The sequence below is a fragment of the Enterococcus sp. DIV1375a genome, from assembly GCF_051712205.1.
Classification (GTDB): Bacteria; Bacillota; Bacilli; order Lactobacillales; family Enterococcaceae; genus Enterococcus; species Enterococcus faecalis.
Map to the genome: position 1 here is coordinate 1,665,505 of NZ_JBIOOM010000001.1, position 18,060 is coordinate 1,683,564.

The following is an 18,060-nucleotide window of genomic DNA, read 5'->3' on the forward strand; positions in this document are numbered from 1 at the left end:
TTGTGATGAAAATTACGGATTGCTTGAGGTGATAGTTTGTTTTTTAACAACATGGCTATAAAACAGGCAGCTCATCCGCTCTGAAATCTGGCAGGTTTTGGTACCATTCTAAACAACATGACTCTAAAACCTCGGAGAATTATTTTTTCTCCATGATTCCGTAGTCGCATCACTTATCCATAGCTAGATTTCAGTTTAGAAGGTCTGATTTTTTTCTTCACGTTTATTATACCAAACTTTCTCCTTCTTGGCGGAAAAACCCACCATTTTTCAATGGTGGGTTTTCTTTATTTAGTAGCCGTAACAGCGAGCCAGATTTCACTGTACTTAGCTTCTGCTGGTCCTTGATATTGCGTAAACGAAATTTCTGGTGCTGCAACGACTTGGTAACCAGATGAAGGCAACCATTCAGAGAATATCCTTGCCCAGGTTTCTTGTAATGTTTGTGGGAAAGGACCTTCATTAGGAAAAACCGCCCATGTATGAGCAGGTACGCTTAGTTGCTCCAAATCTTCATAGATATTTTCTTGCAAAGTGGCAAAGCCAATCATGTGTGTCATTTCTCCACCTTCTGTTGTTCGTCCCTCTTGAAAGTCAAAAGAAGCATTTACTACTTGATGAGGATATACATCATCAAATGTATGCATTTCCGCTCGTTGTTGTGGTGTAATGCGCTGTGCTAATTCCATGATTGCTTGATTTTCCCCTTGATACTGCAAGGGAACCTTCTGACTAACTCCGACTATTTGAAACGCTGGTTTTTCAATCAATTTAACATCCATTGATTGTCCTCCTTTAATATCAATATAGAAAGAGAATTTAGGGAACGTTTTTTGGATTTGTGTTTTCATTACTTCAGAAGGGGCTTGTCCTGACCAATCGCGAAAGGCTCTTGAGAATCCTTCAATACTTTGATAACCATATTTAAAAGCTACATCTGTCACTTTTTCACCAGCAAGTAATGCTAAATTTGCTTCCGCCAAACGTCTCTTTTTAATATACTCAGCCAGACTCATCCCCGCAATAAACGAAAAAGTTCGTTTAAAATGGTAAACAGAAATCCCTGTCTTTTTCGCCAATTCATCGAAGGATACTTCTTCCGTTAAATGTTCTTCAATATAATCCATTGCTTGATTTAAATTTGCGAGCATCCGTGTCCCTCTCTTTCTATTTGAAAGTTTACTAAAGACCAACAAGGATGACTTGATTATTTAGAGCCAACATTCGTCAAATCGCTACTCTTGGTTCATAGCGGCTTTTAAGGCCTGTGCTAAAGCACTTTCTTCTGGTTCGTCTGGTTGTGAATATTTTTTCATCAAACGACGTTCTTCATGTTTAGTCATTTTTTGTTTTCGTTCTTTTTTATCGGGAATTTTTTCAGTAATCGAACAGAATTTACATTTGAAAGAACGACCATTTTTTCCTTCTATGATGACCATTTTTTTATGGCATTGTGGGCAACGGTGATTGGATACTTTAGGATCTTTTCGCCGACGATAAGAACATTCTTGGTTTGTACAAACGTAAATCTTCCCATCTTTTGTATTTTTTTCCCGTAAGTTTGAGCCACAATCTGGACATTTTTTTTGCGTAATGGAAAAATCTTGATATTTTTTCTCGCTTTGTTTAATTTCACGGACTAATTTTTTCGTATCCTCTTCAATATCCTTTAAGAAAAGTTGACTCTTTTGTTGACCCGAAGCGATTGCTTCGAGCGATTTTTCCCATTTTTCCGTTAGTTCAGGTGTCACAAGTGATGGATTCACCAAGTCTAATAGTTGCTTTCCTTTGGCAGAGACACTTAAACCGCTATTGGTTCGTTCCATCAATTCTGATTTAATCAGTTTTTCAATGATTTCAGCTCGCGTTGCCGGTGTGCCTAAACTGTGTTTCTCCATTTTTCCTAACAACGTTCCTTCGGTTAATGGTTTTGGCGGCGACGTTAATTCTTTGTTAATGGTAAAGTTTGGCGCAACGGTCATGCCTTTTTGCCATTGGACAATGGACAGCGGCTGTTCGGCTGTTGTTTTCCAGCCAGCAACAACTACTTTATTTTGATGAAAGACAAATGTTTCTTTTCCAAAAGCGACTGTAACTTTTGTTTGTTTTGTTTGGTTTGGCTCAGCAAACAAACCTAAGAATCGTTGAACAATCATTTGATAGATTTTTTGTTCATCATTACTTAGCTTTTCATAACGAGGACGTTGTTCAGTTGGAATCAACCCATGGTGATCCGTGACTTTTGCATTTTGGAAAACTTTTTGTTGTTTAACAACGGCCCCATTTTTAAGGTAGCCTTTCACTTCTGGTGAAAAATCAGCAATGGCTTGAAGTCGTTCTTTCATCGTTCCTTTCATATCCGTCGTTAGATATTTGCTGTCAGTTCGAGGATAGGAAACAATTTTATGGGTTTCGTATAAACTTTGTACAAGAGACAACGTTTTCTTTGCAGAAAATTGGAATCGCTGATTGGCTTCACGCTGGATTTCGGTTAAATCATATGGTAACGGCGCATTTTCTGTTTTAACTTTTTCTTGGATATCGGTAACTAAGCCCTTTTGTTTTGAGAGTTCTTTGACTAATTGTTCTGCTTCCTGCCGTTCTTTTAAAGCGTATGGATTTTTTTGGGTCATCTTTGCTTTTTCTGATTCAACAGATAACGAGATAGTAAAATAAGTTTGAGGCTTAAATTGTTCAATCGTTTTTTCTTGTTGGCGTACCATTGCTAAAGTTGGTGTTTGAACACGACCTGCGGATAAGTTATCTTGATATTTCACTGTCAAGGCCCGTGTGACGTTTAGCCCAACTAACCAGTCAGCTTTTGCGCGCGCCAAGGCAGAGTAATACAAATTATCGTAGTCTTTCGCTGGGCGAATTTTCTTAAACCCGTCTTTAATGGATTTGTCTGTTTGAGATGAAATCCATAAGCGTTTGACTGGTTTGTTAAAACGGACATATTCTAAAATCCAGCGGGCCACTAATTCACCTTCACGACCAGCATCGGTGGCAATCACGGCTTCAGAAACATCTTTACGATTGGCTAATTGTTTAATCGCTTTTAATTGATGTCCCGTTTTCGGTAACGGTTTAATCCCTAAATTCTTAGGAATCATCGGTAAAGTTTCCATTTGCCACGTTTGCCATTCTTTGTTTAAATCTTCTGGCATTTTTAGTCCTAAGAGATGGCCTAAAGCCCAGGTGACAATCACGTTGGGTCCTTCATAATAATTCTTATTTTTTTGATTTGCTCCTAAAACGCGGCTTAAATCTTTTGCTACGCTAGGTTTTTCGGCAATAATTAATTGTTTTGCAACCACTAGTTTCGCTCCTTTTTGAGTGCTATCTTTTCGTATTATACCAAATATTAGCTCGATTTTCTCTAAATTCCGAGAATAGAAAAAGAGTTTAAAGAAAATTCCCTGAGGTTTTTCTTTAAACTCATGCGTTTCAAATAACTTTCCGTTTGCAGAATTTTGTTTTGCCAAAATGATTGGATATTGTGGTAAACTCAGCTTTATTTTCAAAAGTAACTGCATGATGATTTTCTAGTAATGCTAAACCGAAGTATTGTTGTAAATCTTCATCGCATTCTTCACACCAGCGTTCTTCCCCATCATTCCAGAAAGCCGTTAAATAATTAGGCTTTGTGTTGACGTATGTATAATTCTGAGAAAGTTTTTGCCAAACTTCCACATAATATGTCTCTGCATCGGTCAAGTTATCGAAGGTTTTTTCTTGAACAATGTCCTCTTGCCAATCATCAAAAAACCACCAAGGTTCATTGTCGCCATACATTGTAATTACTTGATACATTGAACCGCTCCTTTTTTTGCTACTGTAGGTATCATAGCCACTTTCTGAAAAAGTTGCAAGGATTTGGTTTCGGACTGAGAAATTTTTGAAATTTATTTTATCCTGCTACTTCTAAAGAAGCAATAAAATCTTCAATCATGCGACGATAACTTTCTTCCGGCGTGGCTTCTTCGCGTTGAAAATAACCTAAAAAACGTAAGGTAATATAGCCATGGATTAAGCTACGTAATTCTCGGCTTTTATGCAGTCGTTCTTCATTATTAAATGGATAAAAAGCTAAAAGTTGTAAGATAATTTGATTGGTTTCATGGATGCCTTCAATTAATTGTTGGTTTTGCGTTTTCGGCACACTGATAAGTAATTCATAGACTGCAGAATTTTCAAAAGCAAATTGTTGGTACGTTTCAGCATATATCCGAATTGCTTCTGCGCCACTCTTACCCACTAAGGCTCGTCGCAATGCATCATTTAATTCTTGAATTAACAAGTCCACTAGAGCATTTTTTACTTCAGCAATATTTTTAAAGTGATTATAGAGTGAAGGATACTTGATGCCTAAATCAACGGCTAAATTTTGAAAGGTTAATTGTTGAACGCCCAATTCTTCCGCTAGGTTGCGGGCACTTTCAAGGATTTTGGCTTTCGTTAAATTCCGTTTTTTTGCCATCTTTCTGACGCCTCCAATTCTTAAATTTTGGACAATTATTAGTTTATCATATCTATTGACTCTTTTTAAACTATAAATTATAGTTTATAATAATAATTTGTAAACATCATTTTTGAAAGAAGGCTGTTTGGCATGCATATTACCAACCGTTCTCATTTGGCCGATCGTTATGGCAAACGAACCAGTGCAGAATTTTTATTACACGAACGTCCTATTTTATCTTTTCCTATTTCTTTAGCGGCCATTCCTAAAGAAGCCCGTTATTTATCCTGGGAATTAATTGATTATGACACGATTCCTCTAATCGGTTTCCCTTTTATTCATTGGTTAACTGCCAATGTTCCTGTAACCAATGAGATTCCTGAAGACTTTAGTCGAACAGCACTCAAGCCTACCATTCAAGGAAAAAATAGTCTTGCTTCTCCTTTGGGGAAACAGATGATTCCTGCGCTTGCCACTGAAACGTTACCTGAGTTAACCGAACGTTATCTGGGGTTAAGTCCTCGCTCTGGTGTGCACACCTATACGTTATATGTATACGCTACAAAAAATCCACTAAATTTAAAAGAAGGCTTTTTTGCGAATGAATTGCATCAAGCATTGAATGATCAACGACTCGCCAAAGCCAAATTTGAATTTCTTTACTAGAAAGTGAGGAAATAGAATGTATGAATTAATTAAAAGTAAAATTTTCCGTCCAAGACAACCTTGGGAAAAAAATCTGCTTGTTTTATGGTTTGGCACATTTATGGCTGGTATTGGCTTTAGCTTAGTGATGCCATTCATGCCTCTTTATATCAACACATTAGGTACTTTTACCCACCAACAATTGAATTTTTGGAGCGGAATCACGTTCTCCTCCACTTTTTTAGTCACGACCATTGTTTCTCCTTGGTGGGGCCGTTTAGCCGACCGAAAAGGACGCAAGTTAATGTTATTACGCGCTTCATTAGGGATGGCTATCGTCATTAGTTTAATGGGCGCAGTCACAAGTGTTTATCAATTGATTGGCTTACGCTTATTACAAGGTGTTTTTTCTGGTTATATCAGTAATGCGACTGCGTTAGTTGCTACAGGCACACCTAAGGAAAAAAGCGGCCAAGTGCTTGGTACTTTAGCCACTGGTTCTGTTACCGGCACGTTGCTTGGTCCTCTTTTGGGCGGTGTCACTGCGTCTATTTTCGGTTATCGGCCAACCTTTTTTATTACTGGTACGATTTTATTACTCGTTTTTGTTTTGAGTCTCGTCTTTGTCCATGAAGAGTTTGTGCCAATTGAAAAAAATCAAGCCGCATCTGGGAAACAAATTTTAAAAAAACTAGAACATCCCCACGTGATTCTTGGAATGTTTATTACGACATTAATCATTCAAGCTTCCAATAATTCAATTAGTCCCATCATCAGTTTATATATTCAACAATTGTTGGGTGGTCACCGAAATGTCACCTTAATCAGCGGAGTCATTGCTTCTATTCCAGGGATTGCAACGTTAATAGCCGCCCCTCGTTTCGGCCGGTTAGGCGATCGTATTGGCAGTGAACGCATCTTGACAATTGGCTTAATTTTAGCCATTTTCGTTTATCTACCAATGGCCTTTGTTCAAAATGTCTGGCAGCTTGCCATGCTTCGTTTCTTAGTTGGGATTTCCGATGCCTGTTTACTACCAGCTGTTCAAACGTTGATCACTCGTTATTCCCCAAGTGACGCTGCAGGTCGTATTTTCAGTTACAATCAATCTTTCCAAGCGACAGGAAATGTGATTGGTCCTATGATTGGTTCAAGCGTATCTGCCGCTTTCGGTTATCGTGGGGTCTTTATTTCCACTTCTTGTCTGGTTCTCATTAACCTTCTATGGGTTCGTCGAAGCACCGCCGAATTAAAAAAAGAGAAAAATGATGACTAAGTTATACACAGAAAAGTTATCCACAATTTGAATTTTTAATTTTTCTCTTTTTCTTATTTTAAAAAAAATAGGCATATAAAACAAAAAAGAAAAGCGGATATTTACTGGTTTTATGACCAGCATATCCGCTTTTCTTTTGGTTAACTTCATCCTTTTTGTTTCACAACTCGTGAAACTTTTTAGACGTATTGTAGTTCTTTTTCATCTTGGTAGGCGCGATCAATTAAGCCGCCCCCTAAGCATTCCATCCCATCATAAAAAACAACAGCTTGACCTGGAGTGACTGCGCGCGCTGGTTCCTTAAACGTAACGGTTGCTTTTGTGCCATCTTCAGATAAGGAAACATGCACTGGAATATCTGCTTGACGATAACGGAATTTAGCCGTACAGTCAAACTCTTTTGGCATTGGTGTATCAACAGTAAAATGAACCTCACTAGCTTCTAAATGTGTTGCATATAGTTTTTCATGGTGAAATCCTTGTCCCACATATAATGTATTGGTAGTTAAATCTTTCCCAATCACAAACCATGGTTCTTGTGTTTTACCGCCGCCACCAATTCCTAAGCCTTGGCGTTGACCGATAGTATAATACATCAGACCATCATGTTGTCCTTTGATTTCGCCATCTTCTGTCACCATGTTGCCTTTTTTAGCTGGTAAATAATTACTCAAAAATTCTTTGAAATTCTTTTCACCAATAAAACAAACGCCCGTTGAGTCTTTTTTCTTGGCTGTGGCTAATCCAGCACGTTCAGCAATTGCACGAACTTCTGATTTTTCCATGCCCCCCAATGGAAACATTGTTTTTGCTAATTGGGCTTGTGATAATTGGCTTAAAAAATAGGTTTGGTCTTTATTATTATCAATTCCACGTAACATATGCACTACGCCATTTTCATCCGTTTCTACTTGCGCATAGTGGCCAGTTGCAACATAGTCAGCGCCTAGTTGCATAGCATAATCTAGGAATGCTTTAAATTTAATTTCTTTATTACACATGACATCTGGATTTGGTGTCCGTCCTAACCGATATTCTGCTAAAAAATATTCAAACACACGGTCCCAATATTCTTTTTCAAAATTAACCGAATAATACGGAATCCCAATTTGATCCGCTACTTTTGCGACATCTTTATAATCCTCAGTTGCGGTACAGACACCATTTTCGTCTGTATCGTCCCAATTTTTCATAAAGATCCCAATTACATCATAGCCTTGCTCTTTTAAAAGCAACGCTGTGACAGATGAATCGACACCGCCACTCATGCCTACCACGACACGCGTTTTGCTGTTATCTGCCATTTTATCACCATCATTTCAATTAGATTCTGAAATCATCCACGATTTGAAGGTCGTAACTTTTCAGTGCTTTTCATTATACTATTTTTTTGAAATAAGTAAAGCAAGCCGGGTGTATAATGAGAAAATACTTGGAACAAAGACACAGCCAACAAGCTGTTGCTTTCAAAGAAACAGAAAACCTGAAGGAACGAGCTACTTTCACTTGTTTCTTCAGGTTTCTCTAAATTATTCTACTTTCTCTAATACACCACGACTAATTAAGCCATCCATTAAGAAAAAGTATTTTTCTTTACTCATTTCATGTTGTTCATTCTTGAAAATATTCATTGGTTTTAAACCATTTGCCGTTGTAATGGACATTTTCAACTCTTTTAGATCAGCAGTGATCGTAATTTTCAATTTGAAGCCTTCATTTCTCTGAGGCGTTGGATCTAAGGAACGAATCAATTGAAAGTTCCCTGATTTTGTTTCAGTAAAGCCGTTATCTTTTAATGTATAGCGTTTTGCACTAGGATGTACTTTGTAAAAAACTGTTGAGCCTTCAACAGCAGCCGTTGTTGTAAATGCCATGGGTTCCACCTCGTTATTTTCATTGTTATCTTCATTATAGCGAAAACCTTTAGCTGCCGCAATCAGATTATTTTTTCAATTGTTGAATCACTGCAACTAGTACTTCAGAAAAAGTCGCAATTTCTTCTGGTGTGTTCCCGTAGCCAAAACTAATCCGGATTGATTCTTTAATAGCTGAGGAATTTTCTCCATACATCGCTGTCAACACGTGCGAAGGATCCACAGTTCCCGCTGTACAAGCCGAGCCTGTTGAAATCGCAATACCTCTTAAGTCCAAATGCATTAAGAGCAAATCACTGGGAATTCCTTTTAAATGAAGATTTAAGACATGCGCTAAACGATTGGTTGGTTCACCATTAATTGAAAAATCAATATTGGCTTCTTCTAACGCTTTTAAAATAATCGTTTGAAAACTTTGATAAGCTGTTTTTCTTGCTTGCTTTTCTGTAGAAGTTAGTAATGAAACGGCAGTACCCATGCCAATAATTCCAGCTAAGTTTTCCGTGCCCGCACGTCGTTTTTCTTCTTGTTCCCCACCATGTAAAAGAGGTGGTAATTGGATTGCATCGCTTTTAAATAAAAACCCTACGCCTTTTGGACCATTGATTTTATGAGCGGAAATACTTAATAAGTCGATCCCTAATTCATGAGGTAAAATGACTTCACTTCCATAAGCTTGGACGGCATCTGTATGAAAAATCGCCGAATGATTTTTAAGAATTGCACCAACTTCAGCAATTGGTAATCGATTTCCAATTTCATTATTGCCATACATCATTGAAACCAAGATCGTTTCTTCGCGTAAAGACTTTTTGAATTGATCCATTGAAATCTGACCATTTTCATTCACAGGCAAGTAAGTCACTTCAAAGCCTAACGTTTCTAAGTATTCCATCGTTCGTAATACAGCGGGATGTTCAATTGCCGTAGTAATAATATGTTTTCCTTCCTTTTGACGAGAAAAAGCAACTGCCAAGATGGCTGTGTTATCCCCTTCTGTGCCACCACTATTAAAAATAATTTCGTGGGGTTTGGCTTGTAAGCTCTCGGCAATCGTTTGACGCACTTCTTCCAGAAGACCGTGTGCCTTTCGTCCAAACTGATGAATACTTGATGGATTGCCAAAAGTCGTTTGCATATTTTCAGTCATCGCTTGAATGACCGTTGGATGAAGCGGTGTTGTTGCCGCATGATCTAAATAAATGGGTTCCAAATGACTCGTCCCTTTCCTTATGTTCTGGCGTTATTCTAGCATAAAAAGCTTAAAACACAAAATCAGAATACTTTCTCTTCTATTTATAAAAGAGATAAGAAAAATAGGTCCAACACTGTTAAAGTTGTTAGACCTATTTCTAGTTTAAGGAATCACTTATTCTCCTTTTGGTTCTAAACGGAATAATGGACTCATTGGTTTATTTTCATGAATACGAAGTAACGCTTCCCCCATTAACTCAGCGCAAGAAATAATATTCAAGGTTGCTGGTTGGCGGTCTGCTGTCGTATAAACAGAGTCAGTAATACTAATTTCCTTAATTGGCGCATTTTCTAAGGTTGCTTTTGCGCCTTCTGATAACAAACCATGCGAGGCGCAAGCATACACTTCTTGCGCACCATTTTTCATTAAAACTTCCGCCGCTGTGGCTAACGTTTGACCAGTATTCAAAATGTCATCAACAAGAATACATTTTTTCCCAGCGACATTCCCAATAACGTAACCTTCTTGACGCACCCCATCAATCTCTTCATGGTCGACAATTGCTAAGGTCGCATCTAAGTACTCCGATAAACTACGTGCGCGTTGAACGCCACTGTTTTTAGGCGAAACAATCACAATTTCTTCCCCTACTAATGCTTGTTGACGATAATAATGAGCAAACAAAGGCATTGTAAATAAATTATCTACTGGGATATCAAAAAATCCTTGGACTTGAACAGTATGCAAGTCTAATGTTAACAAACGTGTTGCGCCTGCCTCTACTAACATATTAGCAACTAATTTCGCAGTAATGGGTTCTCTTGGTTTCGCTGTGCGGTCTTGGCGAGCATAACCATAGTAAGGCAAAATAACATTAATTGTTTTTGCGCTAGCACGTTTTAATGCATCAATTAAAATAAGTAATTCCATCAAATGATCATTTACAGGGGCATTCGTTGCTTGGATGATGTAGACATGATCGCCACGAATACTTTCTTCAATATTAATTTGAATTTCGCCATCACTAAATTGGCGCACGGTGCTTTTTCCTAATTCTGTTCCTACTGATGCTGCGATTTTTTCAGCAAGTGGTCGATTTGCATTTAAACTGAAGATGCGTAAGGTGTCATCTTGATAGTTTTCGGTCATGATATCCTCCGTCAATATAAAATAATAGTCGTTTTCATTTATATTCTACCATTTTTTGTCATAAAAATCATGGGATCCTCCTTAATTTATTGAAAGAAACGGTTTTCTTTGTGAAAAAAGCACTTGTATTTAGGTGCGCCTAAAAATTATTTGCATTTTCTTAAACTATCCCTTATACTGATTTTAAGGCAAACCTAAAAAGGAGGAATTTCATGAGAAAAAGCTTTAACTTAGCTGTTCAAGCGTTAACCGTTCAATATCAAGGACGGACCGCTTTAAATAATATCCACGTTACTATTCCCTCTGGTAAAATTACTGGAATTATCGGACCAAATGGTGCTGGAAAGTCAACATTTATTAAAGGGTTATTAGGCTTGATTAAAACAAAGGAACGTGATGTTTTGTTAAATAATCAAGCGATTGACCAACAAAAAACAACCATTGCCTATGTAGAACAACGTAGCGCCTTGGATCTTAGTTTCCCAATTAGCGTTTTTGAAACGGTCTTGCTAGGAACCTATCCAAACTTGGAACTATTAAAACGCCCAGGAAAGAAAGAAAAGCAAGCAGCCATGGCTGCATTAAAAATGGTGCAATTAGAAGACTATGCGCAACGCCAGATTGGCGAACTTTCTGGTGGCCAATTACAACGTGTGTTTATCGCCCGTGTTTTGGCCCAAGGTGCTGAGGTGATTTTTTTAGATGAACCTTTCGTCGGCATTGATATGTCTAGTGAAAAAGTGATTATGGATATTCTCAAATCATTAAAAAGTCAAGGTAAAATGATTATCATTGTTCACCATGATTTGCACAAAGTATCCCACTATTTTGATGAATTAATCGTTTTGAAAAACCGGCTAATTGCTGCGGGTCCTGTTGAACAAACGTTTACTGCAGAAACGCTCCAAGAAGCATACGGTGATTTGTTAGGTGATTTATTAATACAGGGGGTTGCAAAATGATTGCTGCATTTATTGATGGTTTATTCCGTTATCAATTTTTACAAAATGCCCTTTTGACGTCTGTAATTGTCGGACTCATTTCAGGGGTAATTGGTTCATTCATTATTTTACGTGGGATGTCTTTGATGGGTGATGCGATTTCCCATGCTGTTTTACCAGGGGTCGCTGTTTCTTATATGTTTGGTTTCAATTATATTTTTGGCGCTTCTATTTTTGGCTTACTAGCTGCATTATCGATCGGCTTTATTACCCAAAAAAGTCCACTAAAAAATGATACTGCCATTGGTGTTGTCTTTAGTTCTTTTTTTGCTTTAGGGATTATTTTTATCTCTTTTGCAAAAAGTTCCACCGATTTATATCATATTCTGTTTGGAAATGTATTAGCGGTCGCAGATACCGATATTTTAATTACTTGTGTCGTCGGCGTGATTGTTTTGATTTTTGTGGCATTGTTTTATAAAGAGTTGCAACTCACTTCTTTTGATCCCACAATGGCTCAGGCCTATGGTTTAAATATTCAATTTTTCCACTATGCATTGATGTTTTTACTAACATTAGTCGCTGTTTCTTCTTTGCAAACCGTCGGAACTATTTTAGTCATTGCCATGCTGATTACGCCAGCGGCAACAGCTTATCTATTAACAAATCACTTACCGACAATGATTGGCTTAGCCTCTACTTTTGGGATTTTAAGTTCAGTGATTGGCCTATTCTTTAGTTATTCTTATAACTTAGCTTCTGGTGCGACGATTGTTTTAACCGCCGCCTTATTCTTTTTATTGGCTTTCTTTTTCTCACCAAAGAAAGGCCTAGTATTTGTAAACCGTCAGAAAGAAATGGAGGAATCAACGAATGAAAAAATTTAGTTTATTTTTTTTAACACTTTTAGCAGGGTTAACGTTAGCTGCTTGCGGGAATCAAGCCGCTGAAAAGAAAGAAAAATTAGCAATTGTGACAACGAACTCGATCTTATCCGATTTAGTGAAAAATGTTGGGCAAGACAAAATTGAGCTGCATAGTATTGTGCCAATCGGGACAGACCCTCACGAATATGAACCGTTACCAGAAGACATTGCGAAAGCTTCTGAAGCGGACATTTTATTCTTTAACGGCTTGAACTTAGAAACAGGCGGAAATGGCTGGTTTAACAAATTAATGAAAACGGCCAAAAAAGTTGAGAATAAAGATTACTTTTCTACAAGCAAAAATGTTACGCCACAATATTTAACAAGTGCCGGTCAAGAACAAACAGAAGATCCGCATGCTTGGTTAGACATTGAAAATGGCATTAAATATGTAGAAAACATTCGTGACGTGTTAGTAGAAAAAGATCCAAAAAATAAAGATTTCTATACAGAAAACGCGAAAAATTATACCGAAAAACTTAGCAAACTACATGAGGAAGCCAAAGCTAAATTTGCTGATATTCCTGATGATAAAAAATTATTAGTTACAAGTGAAGGTGCCTTTAAATATTTCTCCAAAGCTTATGATTTAAATGCCGCTTATATTTGGGAAATTAACACAGAAAGTCAAGGAACACCTGAACAAATGACCACGATTATTGATACCATTAAGAAATCAAAAGCACCTGTGTTATTTGTTGAAACCAGTGTCGATAAACGTAGTATGGAACGGGTCTCAAAAGAAGTGAAACGACCAATTTACGATACACTTTTCACAGACTCTCTTGCCAAAGAAGGAACAGAAGGCGATACGTACTACAGCATGATGAACTGGAATTTAACAAAAATCCATGATGGCTTAATGAGTAAATAAATAATAAAGAAGAAAGAACCAAGTTGACTCCCCCTCAACTTGGTTCTTTCTTCTTTATTTAACTAATTCCTCAATATCAATTACTCGATCCACAATTTTCTCATAAAAATCTGCTTCATGGGAAACCAGAAAAACCGTTCCTGGGTAAACGTGAATTGCTTCTTGTAAACTTTTTTTGGCCGCTTCATCAATATGATTGGTTGGCTCATCTAAAAATAACAAATTACTTGTTTGCATCATTAGTTCCGCTAGTTTTACTTTTGTTTGCTCACCACCACTTAACAGGGCTAACGACTGCATTGCTAACTTATCTGGTAAACCTGCTCTAGCCAAATGACTTCTTCGCTCTTTAATCGTTGTATCTGGAAAACGATCTGATAAATAGTCTAGCGGCGTTAACTGCTCATTAGGCCACGCCAAGTCTTGGGTAAAATAAGCAATTTTTGTATTCAGCGGATAATGAAATTCTCCATCTAATGAAGGAATCACTTTCGTCAACGTTTTAATTAATGTTGATTTGCCAATCCCATTGAAACCTTTCAATGCGACTTTTTCACCGACATGAACCATTAAATCTAACGGTTCTAACAAAGGTTCCCGATAGCCGACAACTAACTTCTGGGTCGTTAGTGCTTGCGTTGCAACTAACCCTTGATAAGGAAATTCAATCGCTGGCTTAGTCAAGGAACCTGGCGGAGTCAATCGTTCCAACCGGTCCAATTGTTTTTGTCGACTTTTAGCCATCGTTGCTCGATTTCCAGCTTTGTATTTACGAATATAGGCTTCCATTTTTTCAATTTTTTCTTGTTGGGCCTGATACTGTTTCAAATAGGTTTGTTTATTCTGCTCTTTTTGTGCAAAAGATTTTTCTACATTTCCAGTATATTTGGTTAACTTGCCAAACTCAATGTCTGCGATGCAATTCGTCACTTCATTTAAAAATTGATAATCATGGGAGACTAATAGAAAGCTTCCTTCAAAATTATTCAGATAGCGAACAAGCCATTGAATATGTGTATCATCTAAATAGTTGGTGGGTTCATCTAAAAGTAACACATCAGGGGCCTCTAACAATAATTTTGCTAAAATCACTTTTGAACGTTGACCACCGCTTAGCTCCCCTAACTTTTTATCCAAACCAATTGCTTGTAGTCCTAACCCGTTGGCTAAATCCTGAATAATCGTGTCGATTTGGTAAAAATTACTTTCATCTAAATCTGTTTGTAATTTGCCTGCTTGTTCTAAAAGTTTTTCCGAAGCCGTTTGACTGTATTCTTCATAAAGTTTTGTCAGTTTCGCTTCTTTATCAAAAAGTTCTTGAAAGGCTTGTTTCAAAAAATCAACCATCGTTAGTGATTGTTCTACAGAAACATGCTGATCCAAGTACCCAATCTTGCAATTTTTTTGCCACTGAATCGTTCCTTCGTCTGGCAATACTTCCCCCGTTAAAATTTTAATTAAGGTGGATTTGCCGACACCATTTTGGCCAGTTAAGCCTAAATGATCCCCTTTATTCACTTGCAATGAAGCCTCTTCATACAAGACCTTTTCGCCAAATCGATGCGTTAAATGTTCAATAGTTAAAATACTCATTTTCGTCACTTCTTTCTTGTTAACTGATTATTTTGGGACAACAAAAAAAGAACCACGTCTGCACGTCGTCCATCCTGACAGAAATCCCGACAACCGCTTGTACGTACACTCAAATAAGACTAGCTTTTCTAGTCAAAAAATGTGCTATCAAGCGATGAAGAAATTAATTGCTCGGCTCCACAACAGTGCTTCATCTGTTCTTAAACTATCGGGAGCTACTTTTCTTGTTAATTTATCAGTTAAAACAAAAAACATGTGAATCACCTTTCTTATGCTTGTATTCTACCATAGAATGACAAGAAAGCAAGCCACGTTGGTTTATAACGAAAGGAGCCCACAAACCATCATTTTGTCGGCTCCCTATCCCTGTTATTCTGATAAATAGTTTAATGCATAGCGTACGTGGTACTCTGCTGCTAAAAGTAAGGCACGTTCATCAATATCAAATTGTTCATGATGGTGTCCAAAATGAGTAGCAGGATTTTCAGGGTTTCGTGAACCGACCCGTCCATAGATACCAGGAATTACCGCTAAGTAATCAGCAAAATCATCCGCCCCTAAACTTTTAGGATGATCGGTCACAACATTTTCAAAACCAACAATCTCACTGGCTACCTGCTGTGCACGGTTGGTTGCTTGTTCTTCATTAATTAATGGATTCGCTGCCGCATAAACAGAAAAATCAGCAATTTCTGTGCGATGAGACTGGGCAATTTCATGGGCAATTTCTTCGACTCGTTGTAAAACAAATTGGCGCGTTTCCTGACTAAATGTTCGAACAGTGCCTTCAATGGTTGCATGGTTTGCTACAATATTATAGCGTGTTCCTGCTTGTAAAACGCCAATTCCTACTACGACAGAATCTAAAGGATCAATCTCGCGCGCTACAATTTTTTGTAATTCCACAACGATACTGGCCGCTGCTAAAACAGCATCCCGGCCATTCTGTGGTTGGGCGACGTGACTACTTTGACCACTGACTTCAATTTTAAAAATATCACAAGAGGCGTTGGTGGCGCCTTTGGTAGCAACTAATTTTCCGACTGGCACACTGGAATCTAAATGAATCCCAAACACTTGGTCGATTGCTTCTAAATAATTTCCTTCCACAAATTGTCGAGCGCCTGCACCAATTTCTTCAGCTGGCTGGAAGGCCAGTTTAACCGTTCCTGAAAAGGTATCCTGATGTTTTTTGAGCACTTTAGCTGCACCTAGCAATGCTGCCGCATGACCATCGTGTCCACAAGCATGATTGAGTCCTGGATTTTTAGAAGCATAGGCAGCGCCTGTTGCATCTGGCAATTCCAACGCATCAATATCTGCACGTAACAAAATCGTTTTGCCAGCGCCAAGACCTCCTTCAATGGTTGCTAAAACACCCGTTTCCCCTACTTCTACAAAAGGAATAGCTAAGGCTAGTAGTTCTTCTTTAATTCGTTTAATCGTTTCATATTCTTTTAAACTTGCTTCAGGGTATTGACGAAAATGACGTCTTAAATGGATTATCCATTCCTTTTCCGTAGCAATAGCTTCTTGGATTGTTTGAATCGTTGTTATACTCATTATAAATACCTCCTTTATTTTTTACCAAATGTTTCCCAGGCTGGAACATTGGCGCCCTTTGATGTTTCTGTAATGACCTTTTTCGTTTCTTCTTGTTGATATTCTTCTACAACTTTTTGATAAAGTTTATTCTCTTGATCTTCTTCTCGAGCCACGACAATGTTCACATAAGGTTTCGCTTTTTCGTTTACAGGTTCTAAGAAAATAGCATCTTTATCTGGTGTATACCCAGCATCGACAGCCATGCCGCTATTAATCACTGAAGCATCGACATCTTGTAAAGCACGCGCTGTTTGCGTAGCATCTAATTCAGTTATTTTCAATTGGCGTTTATTTTCAGTAATATCACTGACAGTCGGTAGTTGCTGTTTCGCAGGATCAACTTTTATCAGTCCCGCAGTTTGTAATAAAATTAACGCCCGCCCGCCATTCGTTGGGTCATTAGGAATAGCAATTTCTCCGCCTTCTTTAATTTTCGTGATATCTTTCAATTTATTAGCGTAAATTCCCAATGGTGCATTGACTGTATTGCCAATTGATACTAATTTCGTCCCATGCTCTTTATTGTAATTGTCTAAAAAGATTTGATGCTGAAAGGCATTTAAATCAATTTCTTTTTCTGCTAATGCTGCATTTGGTTGCGTATAGTCTGTAAATTCTACCAATTGTAGATTAATATTTTTCTTTTTCAAACGGTCTTTGACCGATTCCCATTCATCATTTTTTGTTCCTACAACCCCTAGTTTAACGGTTTCTGTCTTAGTATCCTTCGCAGACCCCGATGCACAACCTGCAATCGTAAAAGCTAATACCCCAATAAGTCCAATTAATTTACTAAATTTTTTCATTTGTCATTTCTCCTTTTTCTAATGTGATGTTTTTTTGATTAATTGATTACTAATGGCTTGACTGATAAATACCATAATTAAAATAATTAACGTGGCCATAAATGTCACATCGGTTTGAAACCGATTGTAGCCTCGAGTAATCGCTAAGTTGCCCAGACCACCGGCCCCAATAGCTCCTGCCATGGCTGTTAATCCAATTAAATTAATAATTGTCACTGCTGAAACACGAATAATACTTGGTAACCCTTCAATTAGATAAACCCGAAAAATAATCCCTAAGGGACTCGTCCCCATAGCTTCTGCTGCTTCGATAACGCCAGGATCCACTTCTAATAACGCATTTTCAATCTGGCGCGCGAAGAACGGGATTACGCCAATAACTAATGGGACTAACGCTGCGGTTGTACCAATTGTCGTTCCTGCCAAAATTCGTGTTAATGGTTGAATCAGTGCGAGCATAATGATGAAAGGAATAGAGCGGCAAACATTAATAATTTTTTCTAAGACACTATACAGGGGTGGATTTTTCAAAACACCACTGGGGCCAGTACTGACAAGCACGACACCCAACAAGACTCCTAACACACCAGCAATCAAGGCTGTCCAAAAAACCATGTATACTGTTTCCCATGTACTTTGAAGAAACTCTTGTTTTAATTGGACAACATTCGGAAAATATTTCTCAAATAATTGATACATTCTCAGTTCACTCCC

17 protein-coding genes are annotated in these 18,060 nt (G+C 37.9%); 5 read left to right on the plus strand and 12 right to left on the minus strand.

Annotated elements, in window-relative coordinates; genetic code table 11:
• Positions 1-287 precede the first annotated feature (287 nt).
• The 4 genes from IGJ63_RS08235 to IGJ63_RS08250 all read right to left on the minus strand — a co-directional run bounded on the left by IGJ63_RS08235 (position 288) and on the right by IGJ63_RS08250 (position 4,480).
• Positions 288-1,151, minus strand: a complete 864-nt coding sequence (locus IGJ63_RS08235; protein WP_002419711.1) for an AraC family transcriptional regulator — start codon at positions 1,149-1,151, stop codon at positions 288-290.
• An 84-nt stretch (positions 1,152-1,235) separates the two neighbouring features.
• Complete coding sequence (locus IGJ63_RS08240) at positions 1,236-3,317, minus strand: DNA topoisomerase III (protein WP_101732242.1); 2,082 nt, start codon at positions 3,315-3,317, stop codon at positions 1,236-1,238.
• Between the two features lie 130 nt (positions 3,318-3,447).
• Positions 3,448-3,813 carry a DUF1033 family protein gene (locus IGJ63_RS08245; protein WP_002356966.1) on the minus strand — a complete coding sequence of 122 codons (366 nt, stop codon included), beginning with the start codon at positions 3,811-3,813 and terminating at the stop codon, positions 3,448-3,450.
• Positions 3,814-3,910: 97 nt separating this feature from the next.
• Positions 3,911-4,480 (minus strand): TetR/AcrR family transcriptional regulator, encoded by a 570-nt coding sequence (locus tag IGJ63_RS08250; protein WP_002356965.1) that lies wholly within the window; start codon positions 4,478-4,480, stop codon positions 3,911-3,913.
• 132 nt (positions 4,481-4,612) lie between these two features.
• On the opposite strand from IGJ63_RS08250, the gene IGJ63_RS08255 reads away from it, so the two are divergent.
• Together IGJ63_RS08255 and IGJ63_RS08260 are read left to right on the plus strand one after the other, a co-directional pair.
• The gene (locus tag IGJ63_RS08255; RefSeq protein ID WP_101732243.1) at positions 4,613-5,128 is read left to right on the plus strand and encodes a YbhB/YbcL family Raf kinase inhibitor-like protein; all 516 of its coding nucleotides are present in this window, start codon (positions 4,613-4,615) and stop codon (positions 5,126-5,128) included.
• Positions 5,129-5,144: 16 nt separating this feature from the next.
• On the plus strand, positions 5,145-6,383 hold the full coding sequence (locus IGJ63_RS08260; protein WP_438746247.1) for a multidrug efflux MFS transporter: 1,239 nt from the start codon (positions 5,145-5,147) through the stop codon (positions 6,381-6,383).
• Positions 6,384-6,562: 179 nt separating this feature from the next.
• Here the strand turns inward: IGJ63_RS08260 and mnmA are convergent, their stop codons facing one another.
• The 4 genes from mnmA to IGJ63_RS08280 all read right to left on the minus strand — a co-directional run bounded on the left by mnmA (position 6,563) and on the right by IGJ63_RS08280 (position 10,601).
• A complete protein-coding gene (mnmA, locus tag IGJ63_RS08265) occupies positions 6,563-7,687 on the minus strand; it encodes a tRNA 2-thiouridine(34) synthase MnmA (RefSeq protein WP_002362075.1) in 1,125 nt (374 codons plus the stop codon).
• 225 nt (positions 7,688-7,912) lie between these two features.
• Positions 7,913-8,257 (minus strand): DUF1831 domain-containing protein, encoded by a 345-nt coding sequence (locus tag IGJ63_RS08270; protein WP_002356959.1) that lies wholly within the window; start codon positions 8,255-8,257, stop codon positions 7,913-7,915.
• A 67-nt stretch (positions 8,258-8,324) separates the two neighbouring features.
• Entirely contained in the window at positions 8,325-9,470 is a 1,146-nt protein-coding gene (locus IGJ63_RS08275; RefSeq protein ID WP_002366913.1) for a cysteine desulfurase family protein, read from the minus strand.
• Between the two features lie 156 nt (positions 9,471-9,626).
• Positions 9,627-10,601, minus strand: a complete 975-nt coding sequence (locus tag IGJ63_RS08280; protein ID WP_002362076.1) for a ribose-phosphate diphosphokinase — start codon at positions 10,599-10,601, stop codon at positions 9,627-9,629.
• Positions 10,602-10,813: 212 nt separating this feature from the next.
• Here IGJ63_RS08280 and IGJ63_RS08285 point away from each other — a divergent pair, with 212 nt between their 5' ends.
• The 3 genes from IGJ63_RS08285 to IGJ63_RS08295 are packed head-to-tail and all read left to right on the plus strand — an operon-like array spanning position 10,814 to position 13,342.
• Positions 10,814-11,563, plus strand: a complete 750-nt coding sequence (locus IGJ63_RS08285) for a metal ABC transporter ATP-binding protein (protein ID WP_438746250.1) — start codon at positions 10,814-10,816, stop codon at positions 11,561-11,563.
• Positions 11,560-12,429 carry a metal ABC transporter permease gene (locus tag IGJ63_RS08290; RefSeq protein ID WP_002377030.1) on the plus strand — a complete coding sequence of 290 codons (870 nt, stop codon included), beginning with the start codon at positions 11,560-11,562 and terminating at the stop codon, positions 12,427-12,429. The genes IGJ63_RS08285 and IGJ63_RS08290 overlap by 4 nt, the downstream gene beginning before the upstream one ends.
• Positions 12,416-13,342 carry a metal ABC transporter substrate-binding protein gene (locus IGJ63_RS08295; protein ID WP_002356954.1) on the plus strand — a complete coding sequence of 309 codons (927 nt, stop codon included), beginning with the start codon at positions 12,416-12,418 and terminating at the stop codon, positions 13,340-13,342. Before IGJ63_RS08290 ends, IGJ63_RS08295 begins: the two co-directional genes overlap by 14 nt.
• A gap of 54 nt (positions 13,343-13,396) precedes the next feature.
• Here IGJ63_RS08295 and IGJ63_RS08300 read toward each other — a convergent pair whose 3' ends face one another.
• From IGJ63_RS08300 to IGJ63_RS08315, 4 genes are all read right to left on the minus strand, one after another.
• The gene (locus IGJ63_RS08300; protein WP_101731749.1) at positions 13,397-14,935 is read right to left on the minus strand and encodes an ABC-F family ATP-binding cassette domain-containing protein; all 1,539 of its coding nucleotides are present in this window, start codon (positions 14,933-14,935) and stop codon (positions 13,397-13,399) included.
• Between the two features lie 369 nt (positions 14,936-15,304).
• Entirely contained in the window at positions 15,305-16,498 is a 1,194-nt protein-coding gene (locus tag IGJ63_RS08305; RefSeq protein WP_101731750.1) for an amidohydrolase, read from the minus strand.
• 14 nt (positions 16,499-16,512) lie between these two features.
• On the minus strand, positions 16,513-17,346 hold the full coding sequence (locus IGJ63_RS08310) for a MetQ/NlpA family ABC transporter substrate-binding protein (protein ID WP_101731751.1): 834 nt from the start codon (positions 17,344-17,346) through the stop codon (positions 16,513-16,515).
• A gap of 18 nt (positions 17,347-17,364) precedes the next feature.
• Positions 17,365-18,045, minus strand: a complete 681-nt coding sequence (locus IGJ63_RS08315) for a methionine ABC transporter permease (RefSeq protein ID WP_002366918.1) — start codon at positions 18,043-18,045, stop codon at positions 17,365-17,367.
• Positions 18,046-18,060: the final 15 nt, after the last annotated feature.

Bases quoted from the DNA above. Each gene is read 5' to 3' on its own strand.
- IGJ63_RS08235 (WP_002419711.1), bottom strand. From the start codon at position 1,151: ATGCTCGCAAATTTAAATCAAGCAATGGATTATATTGAAGAACATTTA.
- IGJ63_RS08245 (WP_002356966.1), bottom strand. From the start codon at position 3,813: ATGTATCAAGTAATTACAATGTATGGCGACAATGAACCTTGGTGGTTT.
- IGJ63_RS08250 (WP_002356965.1), bottom strand. From the start codon at position 4,480: ATGGCAAAAAAACGGAATTTAACGAAAGCCAAAATCCTTGAAAGTGCC.
- IGJ63_RS08255 (WP_101732243.1), top strand. From the start codon at position 4,613: ATGCATATTACCAACCGTTCTCATTTGGCCGATCGTTATGGCAAACGA.
- IGJ63_RS08260 (WP_438746247.1), top strand. From the start codon at position 5,145: ATGTATGAATTAATTAAAAGTAAAATTTTCCGTCCAAGACAACCTTGG.
- mnmA (WP_002362075.1), bottom strand. From the start codon at position 7,687: ATGGCAGATAACAGCAAAACGCGTGTCGTGGTAGGCATGAGTGGCGGT.
- IGJ63_RS08270 (WP_002356959.1), bottom strand. From the start codon at position 8,257: ATGGCATTTACAACAACGGCTGCTGTTGAAGGCTCAACAGTTTTTTAC.
- IGJ63_RS08280 (WP_002362076.1), bottom strand. From the start codon at position 10,601: ATGACCGAAAACTATCAAGATGACACCTTACGCATCTTCAGTTTAAAT.
- IGJ63_RS08285 (WP_438746250.1), top strand. From the start codon at position 10,814: ATGAGAAAAAGCTTTAACTTAGCTGTTCAAGCGTTAACCGTTCAATAT.
- IGJ63_RS08290 (WP_002377030.1), top strand. From the start codon at position 11,560: ATGATTGCTGCATTTATTGATGGTTTATTCCGTTATCAATTTTTACAA.
- IGJ63_RS08295 (WP_002356954.1), top strand. From the start codon at position 12,416: ATGAAAAAATTTAGTTTATTTTTTTTAACACTTTTAGCAGGGTTAACG.
- IGJ63_RS08300 (WP_101731749.1), bottom strand. From the start codon at position 14,935: ATGAGTATTTTAACTATTGAACATTTAACGCATCGATTTGGCGAAAAG.
- IGJ63_RS08305 (WP_101731750.1), bottom strand. From the start codon at position 16,498: ATGAGTATAACAACGATTCAAACAATCCAAGAAGCTATTGCTACGGAA.
- IGJ63_RS08310 (WP_101731751.1), bottom strand. From the start codon at position 17,346: ATGAAAAAATTTAGTAAATTAATTGGACTTATTGGGGTATTAGCTTTT.
- IGJ63_RS08315 (WP_002366918.1), bottom strand. From the start codon at position 18,045: ATGTATCAATTATTTGAGAAATATTTTCCGAATGTTGTCCAATTAAAA.